Raw genomic sequence first — 19,806 nt, forward strand, 5'->3', positions numbered from 1 at the left:
TAATTGTCCCTGTAGAAGACACGCGAGCCGCCAAAAGGGGACAGCTCGAATGAAAAACTCAGGCGGCGGTGACCGACACCCAGTAGCGCGTACGATAGACCACCTTGACCGGAAGGCTGTAGGCAAGGCTGGCCAGTACCTGATCGGTGTTGTCCAGCTGAAAGGCACCACTGACCGGCAAGCGCGCAATCTGTTCATCGCAACGCACCAGCCCCGTGCGATAGCGGCCTAGCTCCGCCAGAAAACGGCCAAGCGGCAGGCGATCGGCCACCAGCACCCCCTCTGCCCAGTCGGCTCCATGCGGATCTACCGGTTGCGGCAAACCGGCACCACGGCTGTCAAAGCGCAATTGCTGACCGGCCTGGATCAGTGGCCTGCGCGCGCTGCTGCGCGGCTCGATCTCAACCGCGCCAGCAAACACCTGAACCAGCGTATGCTCGCGCTGCTGACGCACAACGAAGCGGGTACCCAACGCCCGTACCCCACCGTGTCGGGTCAGTACCCGCAGCGGCCGCTGCGGGTCGTGAGACTGCGCCGGATCAGCGCCGGTATCGATCAGCAACTCGCCGCGATGCAGGCGGATCAGGCGCTGGGTGCGGTCATATCGTACGTCCAGCGCCGTATCGGTATTCAGGGTCAGCTCGCTGCCGTCGTTGAGGGTCAGGGTACGTTGCTGGCCGGTACGGGTGGCGTAATCGGCCTGCCATTCCCGCCATGGCAACACCTGGTAACCGGCAACGCCGGCCGGTACCACCGTCATCAACAGCACCAGCGACTTGATCGCACGGCGGCGCGATAGCTCGGTGCGCTCGCTCAGCACTGACATGCCCAACTGTGGCGGCACCAGACCAAACTTGTCATTTACCTGCAGGGCGCGGCGCCAGGCCTGTTCATGCTGATCGCTGCGAGCCCGCCATTGGGCCAATTGCTCGGCCAGTTGCGGGTCCTGTGCGGACTCATGCCAACGCACCAGCCATTGAGCGGCTTCCCGAATGACCGCGCGGTCCAGAGCCTCGCGCGGGTGGCTGGATGTCAGGGGGTCAGCAGTATGCATTGCTCAAAGGCCTCCGCCATGTCGCGTTTGATGGTGCGCACACTGACGCCGAGCAGCTCGGCGATCTGTGCATAGGTCAATCCTTCCAGTTGGGCGAGCAAGAACACCCGGCGCGCGCGGGCAGGCAACCCGTCGAGCAACGCGTCTATCTCATGCAGGGTTTGCAGCAGCACTGCCTGGACTTCTGGTGACGGCACCTCCGGCTCGGGTAGACTCGCCAAGGTTTGTTGCCAGGCCTGTTCCAGGGCCCGCCGGCGCAAGTGATTGGATAGCAGTCGCCCGGCAACGGTACGCAGGAAAGCCCGTGGCTCGTGAATCGGCTCAACGCTAGCGACATTGCGCGCGGTGAGCACTCGTATAAAGGTATCCTGTGCCAGGTCCGCCGCATCGTGCAGGCATCCGAGACGCTGACGCAGCCAGCCAAGCAACCAGCGATGGTGCTCTGCGTAGAGCGCGCCGCACTCCTCCCTTGCCTGATCTCCCACCGTCATGCCACTCAATCCCTTTGCCTTAGATGCGAATAATTCTCATTGTAGAGGTGCTCGCAGGCAGATGCAACGACTGGGTGCGCAATCCGTCGGTTACCGCGCCTGATGCGCAGCGCAAAGCTGGCAGCTCGCACGGCTGGCAGATAAAATACCCGGCTTCAAAGAATGGCAGACTATGCCACCGCTCTCCCGTGAGGTCCCTGATGTCCACCCCGTCCAACGCCCCTAAAGTGGGCTTTGTTTCCCTTGGCTGTCCGAAAGCGCTGGTTGATTCCGAGCGCATCCTGACCCAGCTGCGCACCGAAGGTTATCAGGTGGTACCCACCTACGAAGACGCCGACGTTGTGGTGGTCAACACCTGCGGATTTATCGATACCGCCAAGGCTGAATCGCTGGATGCCATTGGCGAAGCCATCGCCGAGAACGGCCGTGTGATCGTCACCGGCTGCATGGGTGTTGAAGAAAGCGCGATCCGTGACGTGCACCCGAGCGTGCTCGCCGTCACCGGCCCACAGCAGTACGAGCAGGTGGTCAGTGCTGTTCATGAGGTAATACCACCCAAGCAGGATCACAACCCGCTGATCGATCTGGTGCCGCCACAGGGCGTCAAGCTGACGCCGCGCCACTACGCCTATCTGAAAATTTCCGAGGGCTGCAACCACAGCTGCAGCTTCTGCATCATTCCGTCGATGCGTGGCAAGCTGGTCAGCCGCCCGGTGGGTGAGGTGCTCAGTGAAGCCGAGCGCCTGGCCAAGGCCGGCGTGAAGGAAGTGCTGGTCATCTCCCAGGACACCAGCGCCTACGGCGTCGACATCAAATACCGCACCGGCTTCTGGAACGGCCGCCCGGTCAAGTCGCGCATGACCGAGATGTGCGAAGCGCTGAGCGAGCTGGGTATATGGGTACGCTTGCATTACGTTTACCCCTACCCACATGTGGACGAGCTGATTCCGCTGATGGCCGAGGGCAAGATCCTGCCGTACCTGGATATCCCCTTCCAGCACGCCAGCCCGAACGTGCTCAAGGCCATGAAGCGCCCGGCGTTTGAAGACAAAACCCTTGCCCGCATCAAGAAATGGCGCGAGATCTGCCCTGAGCTGACCATCCGCTCGACCTTTATCGTCGGCTTCCCGGGCGAAACCGAGGAAGACTTCCAGTACCTGCTCGACTGGCTGACCGAAGCGCAGCTCGACCGCGTTGGCTGCTTCAAATACTCCCCGGTCGAAGGCGCGCCGGCAAATGATCTGGGGCTGGAAGCGATTCCGGAGGATGTGCAGCAGGATCGCTGGGAGCGCTTCATGGCGCACCAGCAGGCGATTTCCACCGCGCGCCTGCAGCAGAAGATCGGCAAGACCATCCAGGTCATCATCGACGAAGTGGACGAAGAAGGCCCAATCGGCCGTTCGATGGCAGACGCGCCGGAAATCGACGGCAACGTTTACCTCGATACCGACGAAGACCTCAAACCGGGCGATATGGTCACCGTCGTGGTAACCGACGCCGACGAGTACGATCTTTGGGCACAGTTGGCCTGATTCCGTGAACGGTCGCCGTGCCCTGCCGGTGACCGCCTCCCCCGCTGGATCCTGCTCGTACCGGCCCGCAGAGATCGCTTAATCGCTTAATCGAGCAAATGGCGCTGTTGATACAGCTGCTGCCAGTGCTCACCCTGCTTGCCGCTGACTTCGGTATCGAAGTAATGACGTACCCGACGACGGTCCTGCGGGTTATCTTTCAGCGCCGCACCGATAATGAAGTGCAGCAGGTCTTCCGGCGCCATCATGCCGCCGCGGTAATACCAGGCGTATACCATCAGCGCGTGAGCCACAGCCACCGCCTCGGCAGTCGACATCACCGCGGCGGCCAGTCGGTCGGTGCTGCGGCCACTGAGCGTCTGGCCGTTGCGCAGTTCGTGAAACACCGTTACCAGCATCTCCAGAATGGCCGGCTCGGCAGCCATCTCCACGCCTGACTGACGCGCCAGCAAGCTGGATTCGCGCTGCACAATATCCAGTTCGGCATCGAGATCATCGATGGGCTCGATGGTTTCAAAGTTGAGCCGGCGTTTCAGCGCTGCGCTCATGTCGAACAGGCCGCGGTCGAGCGAGTTGGATGTCGCAATCACATTGAAGCCTTCACGCGCATAGAGCACGCCGTCTTCCCCCGCCAACTCGGGTATCTGCAGCTGCCGCTCGGACAGAATTGACAAAAGCGCGTCCTGCACCAGCTGCGGGCAACGGGCGAGTTCTTCAAAGCGCACCAGCTTGCCCTGCTCCATGCCGATAAACAGCGCACCGGGTATCAACGCTTCGCGGCAGGGGCCCAGTTTGTCGAGCAGGCTGGTGTTCCAGTCATAGATCAGTTGGCGGTAATGCGAGATAGTGCCCCCCTGTATGGTCAGGCGCGACTGCCCGGATACGCCGCAGGCGATGAGTTCGGACAACCATGACTTGGCGGTACCCGGCTCGCCGATCAGCATGGCGCCGCGGTTGGTTGCCAGCGAGACGATAACCCGGCTGACCATCTCACGTGGCGCGACGAACTTGCGCTCAATGCCGAGTGCATCGTTACCCAACACAAAGTGCTCGATAGCCGTGGGCGACAGCAGCCAACCGGGCGGCACCGGGCCGTCATCCCACTGCTGAAGTTTTACCAGTTGATCCTGAAAGCGATCTTCTGCGGCGGGCCGCTGGATGGCCTTATCTTTCATACCCATTCTCCTCAGCCCTTCCATTGGCCGCGTTTTTCCGGTGCCATGCGCTCCTGCGGCAGAATTCGCGGCAGCTCGCTTAGCGGGATATTGCCCTGAATAACGTGATCCAGCGCGCTGTCACGCATGGTGTACAATCCCGAGTCGAGCGCCAGCGCACGCAGTTCGCCCACCGGCGTGCGTCGGGAGACGGCATTGCGCAGCTCACCGTTGAACTGCAGGAATTCAATCACCCCTACTCGCCCCTTGGTGCCAGTGCCGTTACATTGCGGGCAGCCCTTGCCCCGGAAGCAGCGAAAGCCCTTGGGAGCGGCTTTGGGAAACAGCTCCTTGAGGATGTCCGGGTCTGGCTCATCCTCCACTTTGCAGTGCTCGCAAACCCGCTTGGCCAGGCGCTGAGCGATCACAGCCAGCAGTTCGCTGGCCAGCGAATTCGGGTGCACGTTCAGGTCGAACAGGCGCTGCACCGCATCGACCGCATCGTTGCAGTGCAGCGTTGAGAGCACCACATGGCCGGTCTGGGAAGCACGGATCGCTTCCTGCGCGGTTTCATGGTCACGGATTTCGCCGACCAGAATCACATCCGGGTCCTGGCGGACGAACGAGCGCATGGCATCGGCAAAGCTGAAGCCGATGTCCGGCCGTACGCGCGTCTGCTGGATGTTGTCGATAGAGTATTCGATCGGATCTTCGACCGTGATGACCTTGCGCGTGGTGTCCTCAGCCAGCAGCTGCAGCCCGGCATTCAGCGTGGTGGTTTTGCCTGAGCCCGTTGGCCCCACCACCAGCACCAAACCCGCCGGATTTCGCAGCAAACGGCGGTACGCGCTGGCAATATGCTCCTGCATGCCCAGCTGTTCGATGCTGATCAGCGACGAGTTTTGCGGTAACAGGCGAATGACCACATGCTCGCCATGCAGCGACGGTTGTACCTGAACGCGCAGGTCATAGTGGGTGTTGCCCACCCGTGCCTGCGAGCGGCCGCCCTGGGGTAGTCGGCGCTCGGCGATGTTCAGCTCCGAGCGCAGCTTGACCACATTGATCAGACCGGCATATTCGGCCGGCGTGATGTAGTAATGATCCAGATCACGCAGCTCGCCATCGACCCGCAGGCGTACCCGTATATTGGCGCCGTAACGCTCCAGATGGATGTCACTGGCGCGATCGGCCACCGCATCCAGCAGCAGCGCCTCGTACAGGTTGACCAGGCGAGCGTCACTGTGTGGCGCTTCCGACGTCAGCAGATCTGCAGCTTTGCCTGGCGCCTTGTCATCGGCTTTGCGCACGCCCTTCTCACCGCGCTCCAGCGCTCCCCAGATGCGTCGATAATCAACCGGCGTGACCAGTACGCGGTTGATCTTCAGACCTGGAAACAACTGTTGCACCTCGTCCATCGGTGCGTTCGGATCCCGGCAGGCGACGGTTACGCTGGATTTGTCCGCATGGATCGGGATGATGTGCTCGTGGCTGAGGTAGGCGCGCGACAGGTTGCCGTGCAGCGTGGGGTCAATCTGCGCCATGACCTCGTTGGCGCTGAGCAGCGGCAGACCGTATTGATCCGACAGCGCGCGATACAGCTTTTGCGCGTCGATGTTCTGCAGACGCGCGATTTCATCGACCACCAGGGAGCGGTTGCGACCCGCACGGGCGCGCGCCTCGTTCAACATCTCGGGCGAGACAAATCCCAGCTCGACGTAGATGTCATCGCCCGCCGGAACAAACTCGATATACCCGTGCTCGCTGCGCGCGATGCGTTTGTTGCCCCGGTTTATGTACTTGACCAGCAGCTGCCGCGACGCCTCGCCAATCTCGACACAAAGGAACTCACCGCGCAGGGTCAATTGATCCCACAGAGGTTCGCGGGTCTTGATCTTGGGGGTGGATACCACAATCAGATCAAAGGGCGCCATGTCGGCTGCCCCTGAACCGACGTCAGCGCAGCGCACTGTGACGTTATGCAACCCCTGGGCAGCCAGCGCGGTGCGTGAGAATTCGGCCAGGCTCTGCAGCCGCTCCACGGCGATGACTTCTTTGGCCAACACGGCCAGTATCGCTGTCAGGTAGCCCGAACCGGAGCCCAAGTGCAGTACCCGAGCCCCGGGGCCGATCCGACAGGCTTGCAAAATCTGCTCTACCGTCTTGAGCGGAGGGATGCCGCGACCGGCGACCCGCCGTTGCCCATCACTGAGAATAAAAGCCTTGCGATCAATGCTCGCCAGCGCATGAGCGCAGCGAGTCTGCCAGTCCCTGTTTGCAATATAGCCCCCTGCCAGCATCATCATGTTCTTCTCGCAGCATACCTCAGGGCCAACGAGCCCTACATCACAAATTCGCCGGCCTGAAACGCGCAGAGCACATCATTCGATGGGTACGTATGCGCCATTGAGTGCGCGAATGAAACGGCATCATCGCAGTCGGCTTTGCTCGCGCAGCCGATCTTTGTCATATTTCATAAGCTCATCGGCGGCCCAGGCAATGGTAGGGAACAGCCAATGGCAGTAAACCGCAGTATCACCGAATCAACCAGCACAACGCTGCGCTCCCTGTTTGACTCAGTCGGAGCCTACGTATACGCAAAGGATCGCAATGGCGCCTACCTGTATGCCAACAAGGCAATATGTGAGCTGTTTAGCCGACCGCTTGACTACATCCTCGGCAAGACCGACGCCGACTTTATGGACATTGCTCATTCAGACTCGCTGATTCGCAATGACCGTGAAGTGCTGGAACGTGGCGCAGAGCTGCATGAAGAAGAGCAGATTCTGCTGTTGCACGAAACCGAACCGCGGCTGTTCTGGACCATCAAGGTACCGATTCTGGGGCCGCGCAACGAAATTGTCGGCTTGACCGGAATCTCCTCCCAGCTGGGCGATGACGTTCGCCACACCTCAGACGCCATCCGCCATAACCAGTTGCTCAATACCATCTTGTCCAACGTCGACGCCTACATCTACGTCAAGGACTTTGATGGCACCTATCTGTACGCTAATCAGCAGGTAATATCCCTGCTTGGGCGCGAGCAGAGAGACGTGATCGGACTGACCGACCTGGATGTGCACAGCCCGGATGTCGCCCGGCGGCTGATGACACTGGATCGGGACGTACTGGACTCCCAACAGCGCCGGGCTTGCGAGGAGCTGTTGGTGGACAGCTCGGGAGCCCATCGTCACTTCTGGTCGATCAAGATGCCCATTCGCCTGCCGGGCCACCCCCGTGCGCTGATCGGCTTTTCGTCGGACATTACCGAGCTGCTCGCCCTGCGCCGCGACGCAGAGCAGGCGCGCACCGTAGATACGCTGACCGGCCTGCTCAATCGAACCGGGCTGGAGGAGGCGCTCACCTGGCAGATAAAGGCCAATTCTGACCGTCAGGCCGGGCCAGCGCTGATCACCATCAACCTAGACCAGTTCAAGTACCTGAACAACAGCCTGGGCCAAAGCGCCGGTGATGAGGTGCTGCGCCAGGCTGCGCTGCGGCTGGAAACCGCCAGCTGGTTGCAGGGACAACTGGCACGTGTTGGCGGCAACACCTTTGTGGTGCTGTTGGCGCAAATCGAAGGGCCAGAAGAGACGGCCGTTCTCGCCGAACACATTCGCCTCCTGCTCAACGAGCCGTACCGTCTGAATGACCAGCCCTGTCACCTCACCGCCAGTCTGGGCATCGGCTTGTTTCCCAACGATGGCCGCACTGCGCAGGCTCTGCTCGCCAATGCCGAATCCGCCATGTATCACGCCAAGGAGCAAGGCCGCAATCGCTGGACTTTCTACTCCAGTTCACTCAGCCAGGCCGCCACCGAGCGGCTGGATCTTGAACACGACCTGCGCGCGGCACTGACTGCGCATCAGTTCGAGCTGTATTACCAACCCAAGGTCGCTGCCAGCGACGGGCGCATTACCGGTGTCGAGGCGCTGATTCGCTGGAATCGGCCGAACCACGGCCTGATCCCGCCTGACCGTTTTATCCCGCTCGCCGAGCAGTTGGGGCTGATAGTCGAGATGGGCGACTGGGTCATTGAGCAGGCCTGCCGGCAAATGGCGGCCTGGGCCCGTGATGGCATGCTGGTGTCCATTGCGGTCAATCTGTCGCCTGCGCAGCTATCCCACCCCTCGCTGATAGAGCGGGTTGCTACACTGATTGATGCCTACGCCATCCGCCCTGGCATGCTGCACATGGAGGTCACCGAGTCGATGATGCTCAACGATCCGGAACAGGCCATTGCGCACCTGCAGGCGCTGCGGGATTTGGGCGTGACCTTGTCGATTGATGACTTTGGTACCGGTTATTCATCCATGGCCTACCTCAAGCGTTTGCCGGTCAACAAGATCAAGCTGGACCGCAGTTTCATCCAGCAGATCGCCAGCGACCCGCGTGAGGCCGACCTGTGTGCCGGCATCATTGCTCTGGCCCACAAGCTGGGGTTGGCGGTGGTGGCCGAGGGCGTGGAAACACGGGAACAACAACAGATTTTGACCGGTATGGAGTGCGACGTGTTTCAGGGGTACCTGTTCAGCAAACCGATGCAGATTGCTGCGGCAACCCAGTACCTCAGCTCACCACGCAGCCCTCTGATCAGCGGACAATCAACTTGAGCGCCACCCGACATAGCGCGGCGGGGGCGCCTCTGCGCTAGCAGCGCTGGAGACGTATTTATGGACAATCTGGCTCTGGCCTGTCGCTGCGGCACCATCAGCGGCCGAGCAATCAAGGTGTACCCTCATCACGGCACCCGCGTGGTCTGCTACTGCAAGGACTGCCAGTCCTTTGCGCAGGCCATCGCAGCAGCGCAGGCCACGCTCGACGCCTATGGCGGCACCGATATCTACCAGCTGCCGGCAGCACGGGTACAGATTCACCGTGGTCTGGAGCAGGTACGCTGCCTGCGCCTCAGCGAAAAGGGCCTGTACCGCTGGTACGCGGGCTGCTGCAACACACCCATTGCCAATACGCTCGCGCCACGAATGCCGCTGGTTGGGCTGATTCATACCTTCATCAGCGACCCGGCTGCCGAGGACAAGACCGGGCCGGTACGTGCACGGGTCAACCTGGCAGGCGCAACCGGAGACATTCCCCGCGACCTGGTGCGTTCTGCGCCCGCCAAGGGCTATGTGCGCAAGCTGCTGTTCAAGATCCTGCAGTGGAAGCTCAGCGGGCAGTGTCGACCCAACCCTTTTTTCACAGGCAACCAGCCGATCTGCAAGCCTGAGAACCATACGGAGCCTCGCGACCAGTGAAGCAGTTATGTTCGAACCTGTGGCTGGCAGACGGCGACACCGTCTCCTTTTTTACCCTGCCCTACAGCACCCGGATGACCATCATCCGGCTGGACGATGGCAACCTGTGGGTGCATAGCCCGATTCGCCTGACCGAAGAACTGCGCACACAGGTTACCGCCCTGGGTCATGTCCGCTGGTTGATCGCGCCCAACCACCTGCACCACCTCTTTGTTACCGACTGGCAACAGGCCTGGCCAGACGCTGAACTATGGGGCACTCAAGAGGTGCAGAAAAAGCGCCCGGACCTGCATTTCAGCGGCACACTGAATGGCACTGACGGCCCCTGGCGCGAGGCGATTGACCAATGCCTGTTCACCGGTTCCCCCGCCATGACCGAGTGCGTCTTTCTGCATCGCAGCTCGGCCACCCTGATTGTCACCGACCTGATCGAGAACATTAATCCTGCGCAGTTCAACCCCGTGCAGCGCGGGTTGGCCCGTCTTGCAGGCATTGTTGCGCCCAAGGGCGGCATGCCGCTGGATTGGCGCCTCAGCTTTCGCCGTCACCACAGCGAAGCCCGAGCCAACCTGGAACAGATTCTGGCCTGGCAGCCGAAGCGTATCGTCATGGCGCACGGCATGTTGATCACCGACCACTGCGATGCTTTTCTACGCCGCGCCTTTGCCTGGCTGCGCCCCAACGCAGATAGACCACACGAGCAGGACACCGATAAAAACTGAACACTTGGTCCAGTTTTTCAGCTACATTAAACTGCTCTGCGTTAGGCCTATGAAGGGCTGACCCAGACAGACAGGGATGATCACCAATGGGGTTAAGCCGTACCTTGCCGATACTCATGCTTGTACTACTCGTGTTCAGCGGCGTGGCGCTGGCTGAGCCGCGCGTCACGCTGCAATCGCCAGAGGTCAATCTGACCTCCTTTCGAATCGGCTATTACATCGACGAGAGCCAAGCGCTTGGCTTTGAAGACGTGCGCCAGCAGTCCTTCAAAGAGACCAGCAGCACCACAACACTGGGCACCAATGCTCGGGTTACCTGGTTTCGCATCCCGCTGGACAATCAAACCCGGCAGCAGATGGCACTGAACGTCCACCTGCCCCACGCCTATCACGTGCGCTCAGTCGCGTTTTACCAGGAGCGTGACGGCCAGCTGGTACACAGCGACCTACTGGATCTGGAGAATGTCGGCGCCAGCAAGCTGATGTTTCGGGGCAGCGCGGTCTACCCGATCACCCTGCCTGCCCACTCGAGCACCACCCTGTACGTGCGCAGTGACGCCTACTCGCACCAGTGGTTCGCGCTGGAGATTTTCGATCAGGAGCATTCAAGGCGCGCACTGGTAGGCGTGTCCAACGACATCGCCCTGCTGGTTGGCATGATGATCGCGCTGGTGTTCTACAACCTGCTGCTATACCTGGCGACCAGCAAGATCGAGAACATCTATTACTCGTTCTACCTGATCTCCGGGCTGCTCTGGATCGCCCTGTCCTACGGGCTGGTGGCGAGCCTGTTCGATGTCTACGGGCACGAGGTATTCATGCTGAATATCTCGCTGATTACCATGCCCATATTCCTGCTGTTGTTCATGATGGCGATTTTCGAGACACGTCAGCACTACCCGATCGAACACCGGTTTCTACAGGCCGTACTGATCCCCTTGTGCGCGATGTTCGTGTGGGGGCTGTTCGACATATCCGGCGCACTCAAACCTGCCAGCAGCATGGCACTGATCATGATGACGGTGACCTTGTCGGTCTGTGTATCCTTGCTGCGCAAAGGGCACCCGCTGGCCAAGTACTTCCTGGTCGGCCATTGCCTTTTCGTTATCTTCAACGCGCTGGCGGTACTGTTCTACAAGGGGCTGATCGAACCGAGCTATCTTGCCAGCCATGGCACCGGGCTGGGCATCATGCTGGAAGCATTGATGCTGGCGTTCATCATCTCCCATCGCATCAAGATTCTGGAAGACATTAGAGCGTCGCAGGAGGAATTGAAAGAGCAAGCCTCTACTGACCCGCTCACACGCCTGCACAACCGACGCTATTTTTCCAGCGAGGCGGACTTTCTACTCGCCCTGTGTCGGGAGCAGAAGCGCCCCATGGCCGTCATGATTGCCGATATCGATCACTTCAAACGCGTTAACGACACCTGGGGGCACCCCGTCGGCGACAAGGTGATTGTGCGCATCGCCCAAACCCTGAAAAGCTGCTGTCGCAGTCGTGACCTGCTGGCGCGCTTTGGCGGCGAAGAGTTCGTGATCCTGTTGCCTGATGCGGACCTCCGGCAGGCCGCGCACTGCGCGGAACGGATTCGTGCGACTGTGGCAAAAACAGCCTTCCAGATGGTCGACGGCGAGACCGCGCATGTGTCGATGAGTATCGGCGTCGCGCCGGTCGATGTTGAGCAGGACAGCATTCAGTCCGCGTTGGATCGTGCCGATCAGGCGCTCTACGCAGCCAAGCAAGACGGTCGTAACCGGGTGGCCATCGCCGAGGTAGGCGCGGCGGCTTGACACGCCCGAATCGCCCAAAGGCCATGGCTCCAATCCAGCGCCATCTGCCGGCCCAACATCAGACATTCATCCGCCCCCAGGGCACGGCGACGGCAGCAGCTGGGCGCGGAGTGCGCCCATTGCCCCAGACATATCGCAGAGCAATTTACCTCCCTGCATTACATCATTGATCCAAATGATGCTTGAGCCCCCCGCTCCTTTGCTGGTATCCCATCACTCGGTGTGGCCTGCTGCCCTGCCCGCCGTATCGGCAGCAGTGTCACCCCGCACCGATACCACCCAACTGGGAGACATCACCATGACGCTACACGAAGCTGATTTTCTTGCCCGCAAGGGTAAAAAGCCAATCACCATGCTGACCGCCTACACCTGCCCGGTCGCCCGTGGCATCGAGGCCGCTGGCGTTCCGGTGATTCTGGTCGGCGATACCGTGGGTATGGTCGAGATGGGGTTTGCAAGCACCCGTGATGTGACCCTGGAGCATATGGAGTATCACATTGGCGCGGTGCGCCGTGGTGCGCCCAACACGCACATCATTGGTGACTTGCCCTACCTGACCGACGCAGACCCGGACACTGCGCTGGCAAGCGCCCACCGCTTGATCGCCGCCGGTGCCAACAGCATCAAACTGGAAGGGCCCAAAGCGGACGTCATCAGCCGTCTGGTCGCCCATGGTGTGCCGGTGGTTGGCCACACCGGCCTGACCCCGCAGACGGCGACCTCATTCAAAAAGGTCGGCACGGATGACGCGGACGCTCGACGTATTCTCGATGAAGCCAAGCTGATTGCGAACGCAGGCGCCTTTATGGTGGTGCTGGAGCATATCCCCTACCCGCTGGCTGAGGTGATCACCCGTACGCTGAATATTCCCACCATCGGCATAGGTGCCGGTCCCGACTGCGACGGTCAGGTACTGGTCATCAACGATGCACTCGGGCTGGGCGACTACTGGCCACCGTTCTCCAAGCAGTATGCGCATGTCAGCGACACCATCCTCAAGGTGGCACGCGACTTTACTGCCGAGGTCGAATCGCTGGCGTTTCCCAACAACATCATCCAGTTCACCGGCGCGGGCCGACGCTGACACCTGGAGGCGGCGGCGCCACGCCGCCAGCTTCATGGCTCATCAACGGGTAACCTGCTGGACATTCTCGCATCTCGCACGCAAAATCTCGCCACCGCCATGGAAGGCACGGTGCCATCACGCAAACCTTCCTGTCGGGCGAAAGAAGGCTTGAAGGAAGCCGCACCATAATAAGGATACATACGTGAAGAGATACGGAAAGATTGCGGCAGCTGCCGCAGCATTATCGCTGATGACTGGCTGCGCCACCGGACTCAACTCCATACAAGAGCGTGAGTACAGCGCCATGCAGGCGCAAGGTGTGTTGGTCGAAGAGAAGAACCCGACGACGGGAGCCGTTCTGGGCATCCTGCCGGGAGTCGGTTCGTTCTATGCCCGTGAGCCTGGTTATGGCTTCGTCAATCTACTGTTCTGGCCCCTCTCGATTCTTTGGGATCCGGTCAGCGGCTACGATGGCTCCAAGACCATCAACTACGACATCACCAAACACAAACTGAAACGCGAGATGAACGCCGAGCTCTCTGCGCTTGACGACAAGCTCGCCGTCGGCGAAATAGACAGCGCTGCCTACATTCTCAGCAAGCGCGAGATCGAGCAGAAGTACAACTTCTACTAACCGAGCGCCAGAGGGCAGTCGCATACATCGCAACTGCCCTCAGCTACAAAGACCGACTTAACACAGCTTTGCAAAATCCTCCTTGGGCCCCACGCCTGCCAATGTCATGATGCGCCCTCCTGTTACGGGAGAAGTCTCATGCTCACTCTTTTTCTCACTGCAGCGGCCCTTGGTCTGATCTTCAACGCAGCGCCCGGCGCCGTATTTGCCGAAACCGTGCGCGAAGGCGTTCGCGGTGGCTTTCGCTCGGCGCTGGCCGTTCAAATTGGTTCTCTGGTGGGGGATGCAACCTGGGCCATCCTGGGGTTGGCAGGCGTCGGCCTGTTGCTGCAGATGCAGGCATTGCAGCTGCCCATCGGCATTGCCGGTGTGGCTTATCTGCTCTGGCTATCCTGGGACTCCTGGTCCGCTGCCAGCCAGGAGTTCAGCGTAGAAGACGTCGCTGCACCGACGAACACCCGCCGCGCTCTGCGCGCCGGCATACTGCTCTCGATCACCAACCCGCAGAACGTCGCCTACTGGGCGGCCCTGGGCAGCGCCATGGGCGCTGTTGGCGTAGTCGACCCCGGGTTTGGCGATTACGGCCTGTTCTTCGCCGGTTTCATGGCATCGTCCCTACTCTGGTCTTTTGTCTGCGCAGGTATTGTCGATCGGGTATTTCGCAACGCTGGTCAACGTTGGGTCAAGCTGACCTATCGACTGTGCGCCATCGCCTTCTTGCTGCTGGCCCTGTCTTCGCTCAAGGGTTTGGTACAAAGCGTCGGCCAGGGCGCAGGCAAACCTGCGGTACAAACCTCGGTCATCGACAGGTAAAACCGCAGGGCTGCGCCCCTGCCCAGGCTGTTTGCGCCCAACTGTACCTCTGCAAGCACAGCAGCAGCGGCTAGACTGGCAGACACTATCGGTATCGGGAGCCCGTATGAAAACCATTGGCTTGCTTGGCGGTATGAGCTGGGAATCGACGCAAAGCTATTACGCGCTGATCAATCAGGGCATAAAGTCGGCCCTTGGTGGGTTGCACTCGGCGCGCATGCTGATCAGCAGCGTCGACTTTGCCGAGATTGCCGAGTTACAGCGCCAAGGTGACTGGGGACGGGCTGGTGAGCTGCTGGCAGCCGACGCCCTGCGGCTGCAAGACGCCGGTGCCGAGTTGATGCTGATTGGCACCAACACCATGCACAAGGTAGCTCCGGCCATCGAGTCGGCCATCAGCATTCCACTGTTGCACGTCGCCGATGCCACGGCAGCGGCACTCAAGGCGGAGGGTATCCAGCGCGCCGGGTTGCTGGGCACTGCGTTTACCATGGAACAGGCCTTCTACCGCGAGCGCCTGGCCGCCAACGGCATCGACGTGGTTACACCCGCTGACAGCGAACGGCAAGCGATCCATCGCATCATTTTCGAGGAACTGTGCCTAGGCGAGCTGCGCGATAGCTCACGCCAGCGCTTTGTGCAGATTATCGACGCCCTCGCCGCTGAAGGTGCCGACGGTATGATCCTCGGCTGCACGGAAATCGGCCTGCTGGTCCAGCAACAGGACACGCCAATCAGGCTTTTCGACACCACCCGCATTCATGCCCAGGCCGCCGTGGCAGCTGCCTTAGGCTGACCACCAGTACACTCGCCAACAGACCCCGCTCGCGGCTCTCGCGGCCTGACTTTTCAGGCGCGCCTGCTGGACGCACAATAGCCCTCCGTCCGACGCGCCCTCGCGTCGGCCCATGTCGAGCGCCGCCCATGCATCCTGTATTGCTGTCCATCGTGCTGCTGATTTGCAGCAATGTGTTTATGACCTTTGCCTGGTATGCCCATCTCAAAGAGCTGAATAACAAACCCTGGATAATCGCTGCGTTGGTCAGTTGGGGAATTGCCTTGCTGGAATACCTGTTTCAGGTGCCAGCCAACCGCATCGGTTACAGCGTGTTGAGTGTTGGTCAGCTGAAAATCATTCAGGAGGTCATCACCCTCTCCGTGTTCGTGCCCTTCTCGGTGATGTACCTGAAGGAGCCGCTGAAGCTTGATTATCTGTGGGCTGGGCTGTGTCTATTGGGGGCGGTGTATTTTATGTTTCGTGACCGGCTGGGTTGACCGGCAGTTGTATTGTAAATGATTCTCAACTAATGTTGGCGCCTGCTGTCCCATTGACCTGTCGCCACGCCCATGCCCGAAACCTCGCCTACCCACAGCGTTGAAAGCCTCTACAACCATCATCACGGCTGGCTGCACAACTGGTTACGTCAACGCCTGGGCTGCCCCCAACAGGCGGCTGACCTGGCGCAGGATACCTTTGTCAGAGTCTTGATGCGGCGTGAACCGGTCACCGGCACTGCACCACGCTCGCTGCTATCGACCATCGCCCGCGGCCTGCTGGTTGATCATTGGCGCCGCAGCGCACTGGAGCGGGCCTGGCTTGAGGCGATGGCGCAACTGCCCGAGGCATACGCCCCTTCCCCGCAAGAGCAGCAGGAGACGCTGCAGACGCTCGAGCAGATCGCCCGCATGCTGGAGGGCTTGCGCAGCCCGGTACGCCAGGCATTTATGCTGCATCAGTTAGGCGGTCTGACCCATGCACAGATTGCCGAGCGTCTGGGTGTGTCCAGCCGCACCGTTGAGCGCCACGTGGCCACGGCCCTGCTCCATTGCTATCAGCTGCGTTACGGAGCCGTCTGAGCATGTCCCGCGCCGAAGCCCGTCATCTGCCGGAGGCCACCGTGCGCTCCGCCATCGCCTGGCAATTGCAGCTTGCGTCCCCTGATCAAGGCCCGCATTTGCAGGCACGCATTGATCACTGGCGGGCCAAGCACCCTGATCACGAGCTGGCCTGGCAGCGTTTGTGTCACCTGCGCCAGGAGTTGGGCGACATGACCAGCCGCCTGCCTGACCGCGAACTTGGTCTGCAGTTACTTGAGCGGGCCGATACCGACCTGCAACGCCGCCGGGCCCTCAAGTTGCTTGGGCTGGTCCTGGCCGTTGGTGCTCCAGCCGGCTGGCTGACGCAACGGCAGGTTAACGGCCCGGACCTGCACACCGCCGCCGGCGAGCAGCAGCAACAGACACTGCCGGGAGACGTGCAGGTGCAGCTCAACACCCGCTCTGGGTTGGACATTACCCGTGTCGGGCAACCCTTGCAGCTAAACCTGCGCGAGGGTGAGGTGATGATCGACAGCCTGGGATCGGCGCCATCCTTCCAACTGCAGCTACGCTGCGCCTGGGGCCGCTGCGACGCGGCGCAAGCGCGCTTCAGTGTGCGCGAGCACGAGGGTTACAGCCAGGTCAGCGTGGCCCAGGGAGCACTGCTGTTGCACGCCGCCGGCCAAGGCTATCAGGCGCGCGCCGGCGAAACATTGCGCCTGAGTCAATCCGGCATTGCCGCCGCCAGCCTGGCGCTCGACCCGTTGGCCTGGAGTCAGGGCATGCTGGTGGCCGACAACCTGAGTCTGGGGCGCTTTATCGCTGAGCTGGGCCGCTATCGCAGCGGCGTACTGGGCTGCGACCCCAGTATCGCGAACCTGCGCCTGTCCGGCGTTTTCCAGTTGGCCGAGCCCGATACCCTGCTCGCAGATCTGCCGCGCATTCTGCCAGTGCGACTGGTCAGCCGCACCCGCTGGTGGCTGCGAGTAGTACCTGCCTAGAAAAGCAGTGCCAGCCTGAAACGTAGTATTTGCAAAAAAATCAGAATTTTTTGTCGGGGTTTTGCGTCTCGTTCGGTTTAGAGGCTAACAACACCACGATGGAGCCGTACATGTCCCGCGCCAGCACTCAGTCCCGCCTCACCCTCAGCGCCTCGGCACTCTGCTTGGCGATTGCCGCCGCCAGTGCCCCGCCGCTGTATGCCGCCCCTCTCGCCAGTGCGCAGCTACAGAGCCTGCAGATTCCAGCCGGCAACCTGGCCACTAGCCTGAGCGCCTTTGCCCAACGCAGCGGCATTACCCTGTCGTACGCTCCCGAACTGGTACAAGGGCTGCGCAGCCCCGGCCTGGACGGCGCCGTCAGCGTTGAAGCGGCACTTAACGAACTCTTGGCCGGTACCGGGCTGATCGCCCGTCAAGGCAGTGCGGGCTATGTGATTCTTGCCACTGCGGACGACAGCAGTTACGAGCTTGCGCCACTGACGGTTGAAGGTCAGGCCATGCAGCAAAGTGGCGTCGCACCGGCTGAAGGCTACCACGCGACGGTCAGCCGAAGCGCCACCAAGACCGACACGCCCATTCTGGAAATCGCACAAAGCATCAGCGTTGTGACCGCCGAGCAGATTGCCGATCGCAAGGTTGACCGCGTAGAGGACGCCGTCGCCTATACCGCCGGTGTACGCATCGGCAGCTCCGGCCTTGATCCGCGCTTCGACCAGATCAACGTGCGCGGCTTTGAAACGACCATGTCCGCCGACTTTCTCGACGGCTTGCGCCAACCCTATAACGGCTGGCTGTCGATCTACGGCGTGGAAGCCTATACCTTGGAGCGAATCGAAGTGCTCAAGGGGCCAGCCTCCGTACTCTACGGCCAGATCAGCCCCGGCGGCATGGTCAACCGGGTGAGCAAACGGCCGAGCCTGGAGGCCAGTAATGAGGTCGAGATCCAGGGCGGCAACAACCAGCATCGCCAAGGGCAGTTCGACGTTGGCGGCCAGCTGGACGCGAACGGCAACGTGCTATTGCGCACTATCGGTGTGTACCGCGACGCCGAGTACGATATCGAGCAACTGAATAACGATGTACGTCTGCTGGCACCATCACTGTCCTGGCAAATCAGCCCAGACACCAACCTCACCGTCCTCGCCCAGTACCAGGAGCGCGAGACCGCTGCCTCGCCGATGCTCTATCAGGACGGCGACCACCTTACCGACTTCTGGCAGGGCGACGAGTACTTCGACAAGCTGGAACAGCGCCAGTGGACCCTCGGCTACGAATTCGAGCACGCCTTCAACGATACCTTTACCCTCCAGCAAAACCTGCGCTACGGGCAGATCGACACCACCAATCAATACCTGCAGCCCGACGGCACCATCACCAACGGTGTGATGGATCGCTACGCGGTGGGCGTGTATGAGGACATGGACTCGGTCAGCAGCGACACTCGCCTGGTCAGCCGCTTCGCTACCGGCGAGCTGCAGCACACCCTGCTCACCGGCTGGGACTACAGCTGGTTCGACGGTTCGGTTCAATATGCCTCCGGCCCTGCGCCCTCCATCGATATGAACGCCCCGGATTACCATCAACCGGTCAGCAAGCCCAGCAGCCTGCTGGCGGACCAGGACAACCTGACCCAGCGCAGCGGCATCTATCTGCAGGACCAGGTCCGACTCGACCGCTGGCGTCTGTCGTTCGGCCTGCGTCGCGATTGGGTACATACTCGCACCAGTGACAACCTGTACGGCGCCGACGGCAAGACCAGCGACTCCGCCACCACCTACCAGCTTGGCGCGCTGTACCTGTTTGACAGCGGTCTAGCCCCCTACGCAAGCTACGCCGAATCCTTCATGCCACAGAGCGGGAGCAACGCCGACGGCCCGCTCAAGCCCACCGAAGGCAAGCAGTATGAAGTCGGCCTCAAGTACCAGCCGCCCGGCTCCAGCGCCATGCTCACCGCATCGCTCTACCACCTGACCCAGCAGAACGTCTCAACCCGCGACCCGTACGACCCGCTCAACACCGTGCAAACCGGTGAACAGGTTTCCAAGGGTCTTGAGCTGGAAGCGGTGGCCGACCTCAGCGAGCGCCTGCACATGACGGCCAGCTACAGCTACAACGATCCGGAAATCACCAAGAGCAACGACGGTGACGAGGGTAACGATCCCAAGGACGTGCCGCACCACCTGGCCTCGCTGTGGCTGGACTACCAGCTTCCGTTCGGACTCGGTTTTGGCGCTGGCGCGCGCTATACCGGTAGCGTGTATGGCAACGATGCCAACACCACCAAGAGCGAGGACTACACCCTGTTCGACGCCAGCGTGCATCATGACTTTAGTGGCGACATGGACGGCGTAAGACTCGCGGTCAACGCACGCAACCTTAGCGACAAGCAGTACATCAACTGCCAGGACGGCTACTGCTATCGCGGCGAGGGCCGCTCCCTGATCGGCAGCGTCAGCTACCGCTGGTAAACCTGATT

17 protein-coding genes are annotated in these 19,806 nt (G+C 61.0%); 13 read left to right on the forward strand and 4 right to left on the reverse strand.

The annotated features are described in order from the left end of the window. Positions 1-58: 58 nt before the first annotated feature. Both CNQ84_RS15290 and CNQ84_RS15295 read right to left on the reverse strand, forming a co-directional pair. Complete coding sequence (locus CNQ84_RS15290) at positions 59-1,054, reverse strand: FecR domain-containing protein (RefSeq protein ID WP_096005699.1); 996 nt, start codon at positions 1,052-1,054, stop codon at positions 59-61. Beyond that, the gene (locus tag CNQ84_RS15295) at positions 1,033-1,545 is read right to left on the reverse strand and encodes a sigma-70 family RNA polymerase sigma factor (protein WP_096005700.1); all 513 of its coding nucleotides are present in this window, start codon (positions 1,543-1,545) and stop codon (positions 1,033-1,035) included. Before CNQ84_RS15295 ends, CNQ84_RS15290 begins: the two co-directional genes overlap by 22 nt. 200 nt (positions 1,546-1,745) lie before the next feature. Between CNQ84_RS15295 and rimO the strand changes: the two genes are divergently transcribed. Then, entirely contained in the window at positions 1,746-3,077 is a 1,332-nt protein-coding gene (gene rimO, locus CNQ84_RS15300) for a 30S ribosomal protein S12 methylthiotransferase RimO (protein WP_096005701.1), read from the forward strand. An 86-nt stretch (positions 3,078-3,163) separates the two neighbouring features. On the opposite strand, the gene CNQ84_RS15305 is transcribed toward rimO, so the two are convergent. Continuing rightward, positions 3,164-4,252: an ATP-binding protein gene (locus CNQ84_RS15305; protein ID WP_096005702.1), complete on the reverse strand. Its 1,089-nt coding sequence runs from the start codon at positions 4,250-4,252 to the stop codon at positions 3,164-3,166. 11 nt (positions 4,253-4,263) lie between these two features. Then, positions 4,264-6,534, reverse strand: coding sequence for an ATPase, T2SS/T4P/T4SS family (locus tag CNQ84_RS15310; protein WP_217350112.1), 2,271 nt, complete (start codon positions 6,532-6,534; stop codon positions 4,264-4,266). Positions 6,535-6,744: 210 nt separating this feature from the next. Here CNQ84_RS15310 and CNQ84_RS15315 point away from each other — a divergent pair, with 210 nt between their 5' ends. The 12 genes from CNQ84_RS15315 to CNQ84_RS15370 all read left to right on the forward strand — a co-directional run bounded on the left by CNQ84_RS15315 (position 6,745) and on the right by CNQ84_RS15370 (position 19,798). Continuing rightward, positions 6,745-8,841: a putative bifunctional diguanylate cyclase/phosphodiesterase gene (locus CNQ84_RS15315; RefSeq protein ID WP_096005703.1), complete on the forward strand. Its 2,097-nt coding sequence runs from the start codon at positions 6,745-6,747 to the stop codon at positions 8,839-8,841. Positions 8,842-8,901: 60 nt separating this feature from the next. Next, the gene (locus CNQ84_RS15320) at positions 8,902-9,483 is read left to right on the forward strand and encodes a DUF6151 family protein (protein ID WP_096005704.1); all 582 of its coding nucleotides are present in this window, start codon (positions 8,902-8,904) and stop codon (positions 9,481-9,483) included. Continuing rightward, positions 9,480-10,205, forward strand: coding sequence for a DUF4336 domain-containing protein (locus tag CNQ84_RS15325; RefSeq protein ID WP_096005705.1), 726 nt, complete (start codon positions 9,480-9,482; stop codon positions 10,203-10,205). Before CNQ84_RS15320 ends, CNQ84_RS15325 begins: the two co-directional genes overlap by 4 nt. A gap of 116 nt (positions 10,206-10,321) precedes the next feature. Next, positions 10,322-11,998: a sensor domain-containing diguanylate cyclase gene (locus CNQ84_RS15330; RefSeq protein ID WP_217350113.1), complete on the forward strand. Its 1,677-nt coding sequence runs from the start codon at positions 10,322-10,324 to the stop codon at positions 11,996-11,998. Between the two features lie 298 nt (positions 11,999-12,296). Beyond that, entirely contained in the window at positions 12,297-13,082 is a 786-nt protein-coding gene (panB, locus tag CNQ84_RS15335; RefSeq protein ID WP_096005733.1) for a 3-methyl-2-oxobutanoate hydroxymethyltransferase, read from the forward strand. 184 nt (positions 13,083-13,266) lie between these two features. Continuing rightward, the gene (locus tag CNQ84_RS15340; protein ID WP_407920661.1) at positions 13,267-13,698 is read left to right on the forward strand and encodes a hypothetical protein; all 432 of its coding nucleotides are present in this window, start codon (positions 13,267-13,269) and stop codon (positions 13,696-13,698) included. Positions 13,699-13,836: 138 nt separating this feature from the next. After that, complete coding sequence (locus CNQ84_RS15345) at positions 13,837-14,511, forward strand: LysE family translocator (RefSeq protein WP_065335675.1); 675 nt, start codon at positions 13,837-13,839, stop codon at positions 14,509-14,511. Positions 14,512-14,617: 106 nt separating this feature from the next. After that, positions 14,618-15,307: an aspartate/glutamate racemase family protein gene (locus CNQ84_RS15350; RefSeq protein ID WP_096005707.1), complete on the forward strand. Its 690-nt coding sequence runs from the start codon at positions 14,618-14,620 to the stop codon at positions 15,305-15,307. Positions 15,308-15,435: 128 nt separating this feature from the next. Beyond that, a complete protein-coding gene (locus tag CNQ84_RS15355) occupies positions 15,436-15,786 on the forward strand; it encodes a DMT family protein (protein WP_096005708.1) in 351 nt (116 codons plus the stop codon). A gap of 72 nt (positions 15,787-15,858) precedes the next feature. Beyond that, positions 15,859-16,368: a sigma-70 family RNA polymerase sigma factor gene (locus CNQ84_RS15360; protein WP_096005709.1), complete on the forward strand. Its 510-nt coding sequence runs from the start codon at positions 15,859-15,861 to the stop codon at positions 16,366-16,368. A gap of 2 nt (positions 16,369-16,370) precedes the next feature. Further along, the gene (locus CNQ84_RS15365) at positions 16,371-17,330 is read left to right on the forward strand and encodes a DUF4880 domain-containing protein (RefSeq protein ID WP_096005710.1); all 960 of its coding nucleotides are present in this window, start codon (positions 16,371-16,373) and stop codon (positions 17,328-17,330) included. Between the two features lie 110 nt (positions 17,331-17,440). After that, entirely contained in the window at positions 17,441-19,798 is a 2,358-nt protein-coding gene (locus CNQ84_RS15370) for a TonB-dependent siderophore receptor (protein WP_096005711.1), read from the forward strand. Positions 19,799-19,806: the final 8 nt, after the last annotated feature.

Origin of the sequence: Pseudomonas abyssi (genome assembly GCF_002307495.1) — a bacterium.
Taxonomy (GTDB): Bacteria; Pseudomonadota; Gammaproteobacteria; order Pseudomonadales; family Pseudomonadaceae; genus Halopseudomonas; species Halopseudomonas abyssi.